This window comes from Acinetobacter brisouii, assembly GCF_008993995.1.
GTDB classification, from domain to species: Bacteria; Pseudomonadota; Gammaproteobacteria; order Pseudomonadales; family Moraxellaceae; genus Acinetobacter; species Acinetobacter brisouii_A.
This window is the reverse complement of sequence record NZ_BKNN01000063.1, coordinates 1-14,536: the sequence shown is the minus strand read 5'-3', so window position 1 is coordinate 14,536 and position 14,536 is coordinate 1. Positions and strand designations below refer to the sequence as shown.

5 protein-coding genes, 1 pseudogene and 1 CRISPR repeat array are annotated in these 14,536 nt (G+C 39.8%); of the genes and pseudogenes, 5 read left to right on the top strand and 1 reads right to left on the bottom strand.

Annotated elements, in window-relative coordinates; genetic code table 11:
• Positions 1–130 precede the first annotated feature (130 nt).
• Positions 131–6,825: a CRISPR direct-repeat array (repeat unit 28 nt; unit sequence TTTCTAAGCTGCCTACATGGCAGTGAAC).
• 279 nt (positions 6,826–7,104) lie between these two features.
• From prmB to GBN19_RS12705, 3 genes are all read left to right on the top strand, one after another.
• Positions 7,105–8,115, top strand: a complete 1,011-nt coding sequence (gene prmB, locus GBN19_RS12715) for a 50S ribosomal protein L3 N(5)-glutamine methyltransferase (protein WP_151710226.1) — start codon at positions 7,105–7,107, stop codon at positions 8,113–8,115.
• Between the two features lie 12 nt (positions 8,116–8,127).
• Positions 8,128–9,219 (top strand): chorismate synthase, encoded by a 1,092-nt coding sequence (gene aroC, locus GBN19_RS12710; RefSeq protein ID WP_151710227.1) that lies wholly within the window; start codon positions 8,128–8,130, stop codon positions 9,217–9,219.
• Between the two features lie 149 nt (positions 9,220–9,368).
• A complete protein-coding gene (locus tag GBN19_RS12705) occupies positions 9,369–9,611 on the top strand; it encodes a hypothetical protein (RefSeq protein ID WP_151710228.1) in 243 nt (80 codons plus the stop codon).
• Positions 9,612–9,817: 206 nt separating this feature from the next.
• Here the strand turns inward: GBN19_RS12705 and proP are convergent, their stop codons facing one another.
• Complete coding sequence (proP, locus tag GBN19_RS12700; protein ID WP_151778396.1) at positions 9,818–11,296, bottom strand: glycine betaine/L-proline transporter ProP; 1,479 nt, start codon at positions 11,294–11,296, stop codon at positions 9,818–9,820.
• 402 nt (positions 11,297–11,698) lie between these two features.
• Here proP and cas1f point away from each other — a divergent pair, with 402 nt between their 5' ends.
• Both cas1f and GBN19_RS12690 read left to right on the top strand, forming a co-directional pair.
• Entirely contained in the window at positions 11,699–12,667 is a 969-nt protein-coding gene (gene cas1f, locus GBN19_RS12695; protein WP_151710230.1) for a type I-F CRISPR-associated endonuclease Cas1f, read from the top strand.
• Positions 12,664–14,406 (top strand): annotated as a pseudogene (locus GBN19_RS12690) (CRISPR-associated endonuclease Cas3''); the annotation flags it as partial. The gene cas1f and the pseudogene GBN19_RS12690, both read left to right, overlap by 4 nt.
• Between the last annotated feature and the right edge of the window lie 130 nt (positions 14,407–14,536).

Below are 14,536 nucleotides of genomic sequence, written 5' to 3'. Positions count from 1 at the left end.
TATAATCAACGAAGAATTCAAAAAGGCTTGGATTTTAAGACACCAAATCAAATGGCAGAAGACTTTTATCGGTTAGCTGCCTAGAATCTCCCAAGTGAAAGTCTCCTGCTAATTCAGCACACATCATCCCTTTCTAAGCTGCCTACATGGCAGTGAACATCCTGCTCCAGTTTGATACGTGAAGAACGCATTTCTAAGCTGCCTACATGGCAGTGAACACGTAAATTCGGGATGGATGCTGCTCGTGTCTTTTCTAAGCTGCCTACATGGCAGTGAACTTTTGGATATTGGTCGAGCATTGCTTTTGCACTTTCTAAGCTGCCTACATGGCAGTGAACAAGCTCAAAATGCTGTTGGTTCTTACATTGGTTTTCTAAGCTGCCTACATGGCAGTGAACAGCTCACTTCGGTGGGCTTTTTTGGGTCTTAGTTTCTAAGCTGCCTACATGGCAGTGAACACTTGTGCCTGATCTAGCACTCATTATTCAATTTTCTAAGCTGCCTACATGGCAGTGAACTACAGCACATCAGCGCGGTTATGGCGCAGAGTTTTCTAAGCTGCCTACATGGCAGTGAACATAAATTCATGAACACGCTGTAACCCTTTACTTTTCTAAGCTGCCTACATGGCAGTGAACGGCGGTGTTATGTCTGCACTTGCGATCAAAATTTTCTAAGCTGCCTACATGGCAGTGAACTGTTTGATCGTATGAATAGCAAGGCGATTAACTTTCTAAGCTGCCTACATGGCAGTGAACATAGCGACTGCCATTACCATATTGACCAGGACTTTCTAAGCTGCCTACATGGCAGTGAACATTGGACATAGAAATCCTGTAAATTGTGTAGATTTCTAAGCTGCCTACATGGCAGTGAACAAATTTTGCTTTTTGCTTTTCTTGATAATTAATTTCTAAGCTGCCTACATGGCAGTGAACCCATTTTTGATCTTTTTCTGAAAAATCAGATATTTCTAAGCTGCCTACATGGCAGTGAACTCCTGAATAGCGCCATTATTAGTGACATCAATCTTTCTAAGCTGCCTACATGGCAGTGAACTAAAGCCAATCTTGATGATGCGACTTATCAATTTTCTAAGCTGCCTACATGGCAGTGAACACGACTTGGCTGCCTGTTGTTCTTCATGTGTTTTTCTAAGCTGCCTACATGGCAGTGAACGTTGTGGCTTTTCAGTCAGGCAATATCGACAATTTCTAAGCTGCCTACATGGCAGTGAACTTGAATCGGATGCAGAATAATTATGTGTGATTTTTCTAAGCTGCCTACATGGCAGTGAACTAATTAAGAAAAAAGAGGATATTTTAGACATTTTTCTAAGCTGCCTACATGGCAGTGAACCATTTTCAGAATAACTTCTCAAAATATCGAATTTTCTAAGCTGCCTACATGGCAGTGAACTTTACAAGTTACTGGGTTCCGTGGGGGTTATGTTTCTAAGCTGCCTACATGGCAGTGAACTATAACTAACAGACTGAGAATAATTTGTTTGATTTCTAAGCTGCCTACATGGCAGTGAACGTTGCATCTAATTGGGATATAGACACGGCAGATTTCTAAGCTGCCTACATGGCAGTGAACAAACAAAGATTCAGCTTGTTGTCACTCCAAGTTTTCTAAGCTGCCTATATGGCAGTGAAGTCAATTGTATGGCAAGTATTAACACCCTCTGATTTCTAAGCTGCCTACATGGCAGTGAACATAGATTTGTTCTACTGATTGAGCAGTTGAACTTTCTAAGCTGCCTACATGGCAGTGAACAATTTGATGTTATGGCTTGGATTCGCTCCGTATTTCTAAGCTGCCTACATGGCAGTGAACATCACTCATTTCTAATTTAGATATATATTCTATTTCTAAGCTGCCTACATGGCAGTGAACTATCTGGTCTTGTTATGTCTTTTGATGCTCAATTTCTAAGCTGCCTACATGGCAGTGAACCGGAAATCCCTGTTACCGATGTGAGTGCTTCATTTCTAAGCTGCCTACATGGCAGTGAACAAGAAACAGAATGTGAAGTAAAATAGTCATAATTTCTAAGCTGCCTACATGGCAGTGAACATAGTGGTGCATCGAATGCACCAGTTTTGCAATTTCTAAGCTGCCTACATGGCAGTGAACAAATACAGCAAGAAATTAAAGTATATCACCAATTTCTAAGCTGCCTACATGGCAGTGAACTGATTGGTTCTTAGAGCGGCATTGGTCTGTGTTTTCTAAGCTGCCTACATGGCAGTGAACTCAAATTATTTGGTAATGAATCACGAACTTCATTTCTAAGCTGCCTACATGGCAGTGAACGTCGCTAAGTTAATGGACAAGCTCTTTATGATTTTCTAAGCTGCCTACATGGCAGTGAACACAGGCATCGGAGTGCCCGCAGCAACCCACAATTTCTAAGCTGCCTACATGGCAGTGAACAGTTTGGGAATTTGGCGAAGCTATGACTTCTTTTTCTAAGCTGCCTACATGGCAGTGAACGGTGGCTATGGAAAACAACCAAACCAAAAACATTTCTAAGCTGCCTACATGGCAGTGAACTATTCCAATGCCACTAAAACCATCGCTGAGCATTTCTAAGCTGCCTACATGGCAGTGAACGTGATAAGGTTCAAACGGATGTAACCACCAATTTTCTAAGCTGCCTACATGGCAGTGAACGCGTTCGAGATCAAGAACGTGCGGGAACCATGGTTTCTAAGCTGCCTACATGGCAGTGAACTCTGCGTTTCACTTGCTGCACCTGATTCGCTTTTTCTAAGCTGCCTACATGGCAGTGAACGAAGCACAACAATTTGATTTTTTGCAGTATAATTTCTAAGCTGCCTACATGGCAGTGAACAATCACCTTTAACAGCCTTAACATTGACAACTTTTCTAAGCTGCCTACATGGCAGTGAACTAGAATTATTTTGATAGATATATTGATAAGATTTTCTAAGCTGCCTACATGGCAGTGAACGACGACTTATGTTTGTTCTGACTTGCAAAACGTTTCTAAGCTGCCTACATGGCAGTGAACAGTATAAGGGGCGAGAAAAACTTAGCTCCGATTTTCTAAGCTGCCTACATGGCAGTGAACCGACATCAATTTTTGGAATATCGAGATAACGTTTTCTAAGCTGCCTACATGGCAGTGAACAGTTGATCTCATCATATTTAAAATAAATTTTATTTCTAAGCTGCCTACATGGCAGTGAACATGCCTATATTCAATATGACTCGACTGGTGTTTTTCTAAGCTGCCTACATGGCAGTGAACCGTACATTATTCTATAGCAAGCGTAGCGAAGTTTTCTAAGCTGCCTACATGGCAGTGAACTGTTTGTAAGTTTTGGCTGATATTCTCTATCATTTCTAAGCTGCCTACATGGCAGTGAACCTTCCTGAATGGGTAGTTGAAAATAACGCTAATTTCTAAGCTGCCTACATGGCAGTGAACAACAATCTTAAGCAATCGATTTAATGGATCACTTTCTAAGCTGCCTACATGGCAGTGAACGATCCTTTCAATGTCATACACTGTTCATTCTATTTCTAAGCTGCCTACATGGCAGTGAACTCAGCAACAAACTGAAGACGCATTTTTGAATTTTTCTAAGCTGCCTACATGGCAGTGAACATGTGCAGTATTACTAACACTGCACACTCGCGTTTTCTAAGCTGCCTACATGGCAGTGAACATCTATCACTATAGATACAGAGCATCCCGAATTTTCTAAGCTGCCTACATGGCAGTGAACTCTGAGCAGGGGTGTACATTGCTTGAGAAACTTTTCTAAGCTGCCTACATGGCAGTGAACATTGTTACTACTAGTAACGAGGTTTTTAGAATTTTCTAAGCTGCCTACATGGCAGTGAACACCATGTTCTTTTGTTTGTTCCTTATCAAGTATTTCTAAGCTGCCTACATGGCAGTGAACACTTTTTTGGACTCGTGGCGCTAAAAAAGATTTTTCTAAGCTGCCTACATGGCAGTGAACTTAATAATGAAATAAGACCTAGAACATCGGAATTTCTAAGCTGCCTACATGGCAGTGAACAAGCAGGCTATGGATTGGTGGAAAGCTCAAGGTTTCTAAGCTGCCTACATGGCAGTGAACACAGGATTCAAAGCCCACGGACTGCCATCTGTTTTCTAAGCTGCCTACATGGCAGTGAACTTGCTAACGCCACTTGCCAAACCTTGTCCTGCTTTCTAAGCTGCCTACATGGCAGTGAACGATATGACACATTGGTAAGCGCGTTCCAAACTTTTCTAAGCTGCCTACATGGCAGTGAACCTGATTCGTCAGACAAAGAAAAAGTTTTGTCATTTCTAAGCTGCCTACATGGCAGTGAACAGTCACCATTACTATTTGCATCATACCCATTATTTCTAAGCTGCCTACATGGCAGTGAACGCAGAAGGATTTGAAAGATTATGAGGATCAGTTTTCTAAGCTGCCTACATGGCAGTGAACCTGACTACAAGCTCCCTTTAAATTACGTGATTTTTCTAAGCTGCCTACATGGCAGTGAACAAATAGAAATGTCTGATTTTATTATTTTTAGATTTCTAAGCTGCCTACATGGCAGTGAACAGCTGTATTCTTCACAATCACGCCAGTCATCATTTCTAAGCTGCCTACATGGCAGTGAACCGTACTCAATTATCATTGTTGGCTCACACAGATTTCTAAGCTGCCTACATGGCAGTGAACATTGTCCGTGTGCAGGATCTTGGGAAAGGTAATTTCTAAGCTGCCTACATGGCAGTGAACTATTTTTTTGTCTAATAGCTTCCGCCTCTGTTTTTCTAAGCTGCCTACATGGCAGTGAACCGTCGTGTCGTTTGTAATACCGCGCTCTTGGATTTCTAAGCTGCCTACATGGCAGTGAACGATACCCATTTTTGTGGAGATAGCAGCCGTATTTTCTAAGCTGCCTACATGGCAGTGAACAAGCTAGAAGCAGAACATACCGCAAAACTACTTTTCTAAGCTGCCTACATGGCAGTGAACAACCAAAATGATTTTAGCATCCATAATCTTTGTTTCTAAGCTGCCTACATGGCAGTGAACAGATATTGCTATTGCCATCTCTCGAACTGTTTTTTCTAAGCTGCCTACATGGCAGTGAACTTCTAAAAGAAATTAAGTTTGGATATTTAAAATTTCTAAGCTGCCTACATGGCAGTGAACATGACAATCGGATTGATATTAGTTCAGTATCGTTTCTAAGCTGCCTACATGGCAGTGAACTGCTAAACTAGCCCTACACAGGGCTTTTTTATTTTTCTAAGCTGCCTACATGGCAGTGAACGGGTGAATCAGGCTTTCCGATTTGGGATTACTTTTCTAAGCTGCCTACATGGCAGTGAACGGCTAACCAAATGATTAATATCAAAAATGGTTTTTCTAAGCTGCCTACATGGCAGTGAACGTATTTACCTGTGACTTGGATGCCTTGTCGTGTTTCTAAGCTGCCTACATGGCAGTGAACAGGTCAGCAAGTTATCTAAATTAATTTTGTCATTTCTAAGCTGCCTACATGGCAGTGAACATAATCCTTTTGATTGGCGTGATCTGCCCAATTTTCTAAGCTGCCTACATGGCAGTGAACCTTATGATCCGAATAAAGGTTTATGGGGAAATTTTCTAAGCTGCCTACATGGCAGTGAACATAAACCAGTAACGCACACACCTGCTTGGCGTTTTCTAAGCTGCCTACATGGCAGTGAACGTATTCGTCCCAGTCGAGTGTTTTGATCATGTCTTTCTAAGCTGCCTACATGGCAGTGAACGAATTTAGTCGAGCTGTCACCAGTGGCATGCTTTTCTAAGCTGCCTACATGGCAGTGAACTAGCATCCAATTGATCAGTTAAAACACGAGCTTTCTAAGCTGCCTACATGGCAGTGAACGAAGCGCACGAACATCCTGCTTATTCTGAACATTTCTAAGCTGCCTACATGGCAGTGAACAATGGGCGGGTGTTACCCCCGTTAGTAATACGTTTCTAAGCTGCCTACATGGCAGTGAACTTAAAGTATCCGTGAATATTGCATTTTATTGTTTTCTAAGCTGCCTACATGGCAGTGAACAATTTGGGTTTTATCTGATTCGATTGTCTATATTTCTAAGCTGCCTACATGGCAGTGAACTCATTGATGTTATTTCGGGGTTTTTAATGAATTTTCTAAGCTGCCTACATGGCAGTGAACCTGAATACTACGCTTACTTCTATGACCAATATTTTCTAAGCTGCCTACATGGCAGTGAACTGACGAATGACGACAGAAAATCAAATCATCATTTTTCTAAGCTGCCTACATGGCAGTGAACTATGCAGTCTTGATAATCGTTATTGGTTTAATTTTCTAAGCTGCCTACATGGCAGTGAACATTACTCCCTGACCTTGTTTACTTTCTTGGATTTTCTAAGCTGCCTACATGGCAGTGAACACTCCTTTTTCTGCGACCTTTCCATGTTCATAATTTCTAAGCTGCCTACATGGCAGTGAACTTGTAACTATGTTAATTTTAACCTTATTTATTTTTCTAAGCTGCCTACATGGCAGTGAACATCAGAGAGCAAGCACGATCAAAGATTATTTTTTTCTAAGCTGCCTACATGGCAGTGAACAAAAAGCCAACCGTCTTAACAGTTACAAAGATTTTTCTAAGCTGCCTACATGGCAGTGAACGTGTAAAGGCTATTTTGCTTCAGTAACTCTTGTTTCTAAGCTGCCTACATGGCAGTGAACACCGAAAAAGTGGACGCACAAGCCAGCTTACTTTTCTAAGCTGCCTACATGGCAGTGAACAGTAAAAATATTATCATAAAAATAGAAATAACAAAGGCTTAAATATAAAAAATCCCAAAAGACCCAAATTTTTTAGCCGAGTTATAACTATTTGATTTTATTAAACTGTTAAAGAGTCTAAAAATATTGGGTCAAAAGTCATGATCTGTCAAATTAAAAAATACATAAAATTTACATTGATCGAGAGGATCATTTGCCCAAAGACGCTATAAGCATTAAAAATCACGCTAAAACAGGGTAGAATACCGAGCATATAAATTTATAGATTTGGAGTTCTGAGTGGAGCGATTGACGATTAGCCCTGAAAGTTTAAATGAAGCGGCTGAAAACTTAAGCACGATTCGTGATTTTATTCGCTTTGGGGTCACAGCACTGCGTCAATACGATGCTCATTTAGGGCAAGGCACAGAAGACTTTTTTGCAGAAAGCTCAGCGTTGGTATTACAAACCTTGTCTTTAGACTGGGCAGCCGATAACGAAATTCTCGATGCAAAACTCTTACCAAGCGAAAAAGCAGAATTTTTAAGCCTTTTAGAGCGCCGTATCAATGAACGCGTTCCAACCTCTTACTTACTGAACCTTGCTTATTTCTGCAATAAACCATTCTATGTTGATGAGCGTGTCTTAATTCCACGTTCACCCGTTGCAGAACTCATCGAGCAACGCTTTGCACCTTACTGTTTAGATGAAAATGGACAAATGCGCGAAGCGTTAAATGAGCTTCCTGAAAATACAAATCCACAAACTCCACGCCGTATTTTAGATATGTGTACAGGTTCGGCGTGTATTGCGATTGCACTTGCATACGCTTACCCAGAAGCTGAAGTTGATGCGACAGATATTTCACGTGAAGCACTTGAAGTGGCAGCAATCAACACTGAACACCACAATATGCAATATCAGGTTGCATTGTTAGAGTCAGACTTATTCTCAAAAATTCCTGCTGAAAATCAATATGATTTGATCGTCAGTAACCCACCCTATGTCGATGCTGAAGACATGGCAGATTTACCTGAAGAATTTTTACATGAACCAGAATTGGCACTGGCAGCAGGTCAGGACGGTTTAGACTTGGTTCGTAAAATGTTGGCACAAGCCGCAGATTATTTGACTGAAGATGGTCTGATCGTGATTGAAGTGGGTAACTCTGAGTGGGCAATGCGCCAAAACTTTAATACAGTTGACTTCCATTGGTTAAAATTCCAAAAAGGTGGTTCAGGTATTTTTGCTTTGACTGCTGCACAATGCCGTCAATATCAACAATTATTTCAAGATTCAGTAAATGCATAAGGAATTGTCATTATGGCAGGAAATAGTATTGGGCAACTTTTTCGTGTAACCACCTGTGGTGAGTCACATGGTGTCGGCTTAATGGCAATTGTCGATGGCGTTCCTCCGGGTCTTGAATTGGTTGAAGCAGATTTACAAAAAGATCTCGATCGCCGTAAACCGGGCACATCAAAATTTGCGACGCAACGTAAAGAACCTGACCAAGTTGAAATTATCTCTGGTGTGTTTGAAGGTAAAACCACAGGCACACCGATTGGTTTGTTGATTCGTAATACGGATCAAAAATCAAAAGATTATGGCAATATCGCGCAGACTTTCCGCCCGGGACATGCAGACTATACTTACACACATAAATACGGTTTCCGCGACTACCGTGGCGGTGGTCGTTCAAGTGCGCGTGAAACTGCTATGCGTGTGGCAGCAGGGGCGATTGCGAAAAAATACCTCGCTGAAAAATTTGGCATTGTCATTCGTGGACATGTGACCCAAATCGGGACAGAAGTTGCGGAAAAACTGGACTGGAATGAAGTTCCAAACAACCCATTTTTCTGTGGTGATGTCGATGCCGTTCCTCGTTTTGAGCAACTGGTAACTTCCTTGCGTGAGCAGGGCACAAGCTGTGGCGCCAAGCTCGAAATCTTGGCTGAAAATGTGCCTGTGGGTTGGGGTGAGCCAGTATTTGACCGTTTGGATGCCGACATCGCACATGCCATGATGAGCATCAATGCGGTGAAAGGCGTAGAGATTGGTGACGGTTTTGCAGTCGCAGGACAGTTTGGTCATGAAACCCGTGACGAACTGACTTCACAAGGCTTCTTGGCAAATCATGCAGGCGGTATTTTAGGTGGGATTTCAAGTGGTCAGGACATTCGTGTTGCGATTGCACTTAAACCGACAGCCAGTATTACCACATCTGGAAAAACCATTGATATCAATGGTCAAGATGCTGATGTATTGACGAAAGGTCGTCATGATCCTTGCGTAGGCGTACGCGCTGCCCCGATTGCAGAAGCGATGCTTGCCATTGTGTTGATGGATCATTTTATGCGTCATCGTGCGCAAAATGCTGATGTGGTCGCGCCATTTACACCGATTGCACCCTAAACAATAGTCAAAAGAGCAATAGCTTCACTTCGGTGGGGCTATTTTTTTAGTTGTTGTTTATTCAGGCAGTTTATACATAAATAGCGTTCCCTTTCGCTTTTAAACCTGTTAAAACAAAAATAAAGCCTAGAGAAAAAGGGTGACATCGCATGAAAACCACAGTGAAATATATTGCTTTAAAAAGTAAAGACTACCAATTAGGCCGCCCACTTTTTGAGGAAGAAATTGAGGAAACAGGTGATTACTTTGAGCGTATCCCTAGCCATATTCAATTTCAAAACTTACAGTTTAAAGTGAAATCTAAAGAATTAACACGCAAGCAAATTTTTGATGAATTTGAAGAATCTCAAACCATTATTGTCAAAGTCATTCCTGTATTTGATGTAGGCTAAAACCTATACCTGTTGAATCAGTGATATGAGTCAACAGTTTTTTATTGATATTGTTGCATTCAAAATGATGATTAATTTGTGGAAGAATACAATACGATCTTAAAAGATTCTGCAGTGTTATGCAGTTTTTCCTACATGACAGACCAGTTAAGTATTTGATTTAAAAATGCCTGCAATGTAGCAGGCATTTTTAAAATAGACGCTATTTATTTGATTTCAGGGTGTTGATCGGCAAGATTTTGTCGTTTACGCTGTAAATGTTCAATTTTCTGATCAAGAACATCAATTTTTTGTTCGATATGATCATGGAATTGTTCAAGTAACTCTTGTGCTTCCTCTTCATCAGTTGCTAGAGGTGCTGCCCCTGTGAGCGGTTTATTGGCTGTTTCTTTTAAATAAAATGCGGTAATTAAACCGATTGCACCACAAATCATCAAATAATAAGCAGGCATCATCAAGTTATGTGTAGTTTCAACCAAAGCAGCGGTCAGCGTGGGTGTTAAACCTGCAATAACTACAGAAATATTAAAGGCACTGGCAAGCGCACTATAACGGATTGCGGTAGGAAACAGGGCAGGTAACGTCGATGCCATAACGCCAATCAGCATGTTTAAAGAAAGCGCTAAAATCAATAATCCCCAAAAAACCAGTGCAGTCACATGGCTATTTAAGAATAAAAAAGCAGGATAAGACAGTCCAATCAACATTAAACTACCCATAAAAATAAATGGGCGGCGTCCCCAGCGATCACTTAACCAACCAATCAGTGGTTGTACAAACAGCATGCCAATCATCACGGCAATAATAATCAGCACACCATGACTTTCAGAATAGCCTAAGTTATGTGTAAAGTAACTTGGTAAATAGGTAAGTAGCATATAATAGCTGACGTTGGTACAGATCACTAAACCCATACACAGCAATAAACTACGCGAATGTTGCTGAAAAATTTGTTTAAAACTTATTTTTTGTGGTTTTTCTTCTAGCTCAGTATGTTGTTGAAATGTAGGGGTTTCATCAAGCGCATGGCGTAAATATAAACCAATAATCCCTAAAGGCAGTGCTAAAAAGAAAGGTAATCGCCAGCCCCATTCTAAAAATTGACTTTCACCGACCAAAAAAGTAATGAAAGAAACTAAGCCTGCTCCAAGGACAAAGCCTGCAATTGAGCCAAAATCTAACCAACTTCCCATAAATCCACGTTTACGGTCAGGTGAATATTCGGCAACAAAGATACTCGCACCCGCATATTCTCCTCCAACTGAAAAACCTTGTGCAATTTTGACAATAAATAAAAGCACAGGTGCCCAAAGCCCAATACTGGCATAACTTGGAATGAGTCCAATCGCAAATGTGCTTAAAGACATAATAATAATGGTGATCGCCAATACCTTTTGTCGACCATATTTATCTCCCAAGACCCCAAAGAATAAACCACCTAAAGGGCGGAAAATAAAAGGAATAGAGAATGTCGCTAGGGCTGCAATCATTTGAAGACTAGGAGATGCGTGAGGGAAAAAGACTTTACCTAGTGCAAATGCAACAAAACCATAAACACCAAAATCAAACCACTCAATCGCATTACCAATAGCTGCGGCAGTAATTGCTTTTTTAGTTTTTTGCTGATCAATGATATTGATGTCATCGATTTGTAGAGGTTGAGGTCTTTTTCTTAATTTACGCATAATATTCCTTATACAATCAGTCATTAAAAGCATGCGCTTTTAAAAATAATGGTGGGCAAGAACTGTTTCAGCATAATAAGAGAAAATAAGTGCCTTGCAGATACAGCGATCCATACTTATTTTTTCTTATAATGTTTTATTAAAGTGAAACAAATTCATATATTTATTTATATTACTTAAATGAATGGTAAAAAATGTTGAAGTTATGCTGAAAAATAAGGGTAAAAAAGCTTGGTTTTTGTAACTGATTGAAATTTTATTTATTTGAATGTGAATATAAATTTTTATCGAAATTTAGAAAAGATACGACATTTGATGTCGCTTAAAAGTGCGACGAAATTGGCTTTTTAATCAAAATTAACTATACTTCATGTCATAAATGACTAAAAAGATAAAATATAAATGCAGCAACTTAACCCTTCAGATTTAAAAGCAATTCTTCATTCAAAACGCGCCAACTTATATTATTTAGAACATTGTCGGGTCATGCAAAAAGATGGTCGGGTGCTTTATCTGACTGAAGCTAAAAATGAAAATTATTACTGGAATATTCCGATTGCTAATACCACGGTGATTTTACTGGGTACAGGCACATCCATTACCCAAGCCGCCATGCGTATGCTTGCCAGTGCAGGGGTGCTAGTGGGTTTTACAGGCGGTGGTGGAACGCCTTTATTTATGGGCAGTGAAATTGAATGGATGACTCCACAAAGTGAATATCGCCCAACGGAATATATGCAAGGCTGGATGCAGTTTTGGTTTGATGAAGCGAAACGTTTGCAAGTGGCGAAGCAGTTTCAACAGGCACGGATTGCATATATTCGTAAAGTTTGGGCAAAAGATCGAGAGTTACAAGCAGAAGGGTTTTATCTTGATGATCTGGATATCGAACAAGCCCTTGCTCAGTTTGAAAAGAAAATTCCACATCAAGAAAAAGTCGGTGACTTATTACTTGTCGAAGCTCAGACCACCAAACAGCTTTATAAAAGTGCGGCAACACGTTGCAAACTTGGTTTTGAGCGTAATCCCGAAGAAGGTGATTTAGCCAATGATTTTCTCAATCATGGAAATTATTTGGCTTATGGGTTGGCGGCAACCACGCTTTGGGTATTGGGGATTTCTCATAGCTTTGCGGTGATGCATGGCAAAACCCGTCGTGGAGCTTTAGTATTTGATGTTGCAGACTTAATTAAAGATGCGATTGTATTGCCTTGGGCATTTATCTGTGCCAAAGAAAAAATGACAGAACAAGAGTTTCGTCAGCAGGTTTTACAGAAGTTTACCGAGCATAAATGTTTAGATTTTATGTTTGATCAAGTCAAAGAAAAAGCCTTACAGCGCGCTTTGTCTGATGATGGAGAGCAAGCATGATCGTGACCTTTATTTCTCAATGTGAAAAGAAAGCCATTCCACGCACTCGCCGTGTACTCGATGCTTTCGCTGATCGAATCGGGGATAACACTTGGCAAACAGTCATTACCGAAGAGGGGCTAATCGCAGTTAAAAAACTGCTGCGTAAAACTGTCACCAAAAGTACCGCAGTGAGTTGTCACTGGATTCGTGGTCGGCGGCGTAGTGAGTTACTTTGGGTTGTGGGCAATCGAAATAAGTTTAATGCACAGGGTATTGTTCCTGTGAATAGTACGCAAAAAGAAGTATTTATGGATGTGATGACAATGAAAGCAAAGAAAGACGAATTTTATGCAAATACACAGTTACAACCATTAGCAGAGCATTCATTTGCAATTGGTTATTTAGCACAGCAACTGTTTAAAAAAGTTGTCGATAATGATGAATATGAAAATTTATCTAAAGTTGCATTTTTAGCAGGATGTTTACATGATTTGGGAAAATTAGACCCACATTTTCAAGATTGGGTAAAAAAAGCAAAACAATCCGATGATATTGATGATGGACAGCATATCGAAAAAGGAAAATTTAGTTTTGATAAGCATCCACGTCATAATGAAATTTCATTATTAATATTTAATTTGTTAGAGCAGCAATGTAACAGTCTAAATAATCGTCAGAAAGAAAGTATTCAGCATATTTTATATTGGCATCACGCTAAGCCCTACCGTCAAAATGATGATTTTATAGGTAGCTATAAAGCTTATGAATATCTAATTAAAAATATCAATACTGAGCAATTTTCGATTTTAGTCAAAAATGGTACACATATTCTTAGACGTATAAATGGAATTGCTCAACATTTTAATGAAATTGATTTAATTGAAAAACATTTGCCTTGGAATGATGAAGATCTCACTACACTCATTGAGAATTTTGAATATAGTTTTAAAAGTCGAAACTTTCCTGAATTTAAATCGTATGCAAGTACAGATTCTACTGATGTATTAACTGGAAAAACTCAAACTAATGCACATCATAATTTGTTGCGTGCTTGTGTGATTAGCACAGATCGTTTGATTTCAAAATTATCAGCCCAAGATTTAATGGATTATATTGCTGAGAAACGGCTAGATGAATTGTTAGATGATCAAGAAATTTTATCGGATTTAGCCGAACATTTAAAAAATATAGTACATAAATTTCCTAATAGTGAAAGAACACAAAAGCAAAATCAGGTTGCACAAGAGCTTGCAGATTTGCGAGATATAGCTGTACTTGCTGGTCCCGCGGGTTGTGGTAAAACTAAAATTGCTTTGGAATGGGCAAGATTGAAAGATGCTAAGAAAATTATCTGGGTTTGCCCACGTGTGCAAGTTTGCCAAGGGATTTTTGAAGAATTAACACAGGATTATTTGCCTGATGCCAAAGTTGAGATTTTGACAGGCGAATTTAAATACATAAATGAGAATGGTAAGATCAAAAATGAGCCAGCACCCTTTTCAGGTGATGTTGTTGTCACCACAATAGACCAAATTTTAGGCTCAATTGTCTCGCATACAAATGTAAATAGTCTGTTACCTTTTATGGATGCACATGTGGTATTTGATGAATACCATGAATATATTGGTATGGAGATTTTTAATTTGCTATTTGCAGAGTTGATAGCCAATAAGAACATGCGTAAACGATATGAAAAAAATACCTTACTAGTATCTGCAACGCCACATTACTATTATCTGGGAAATATTTTAAATGTGCATGGCTTTGTTGCACAAAGATTTGAAATACAAAGCCCCCTAATTGAGCCAAATTTAAGGCGTAACTTGGGTAAGTGGTCGACCTAATTCCGTAAATCTGTTGAGGACTGCTACACGTGCATGAATTTCA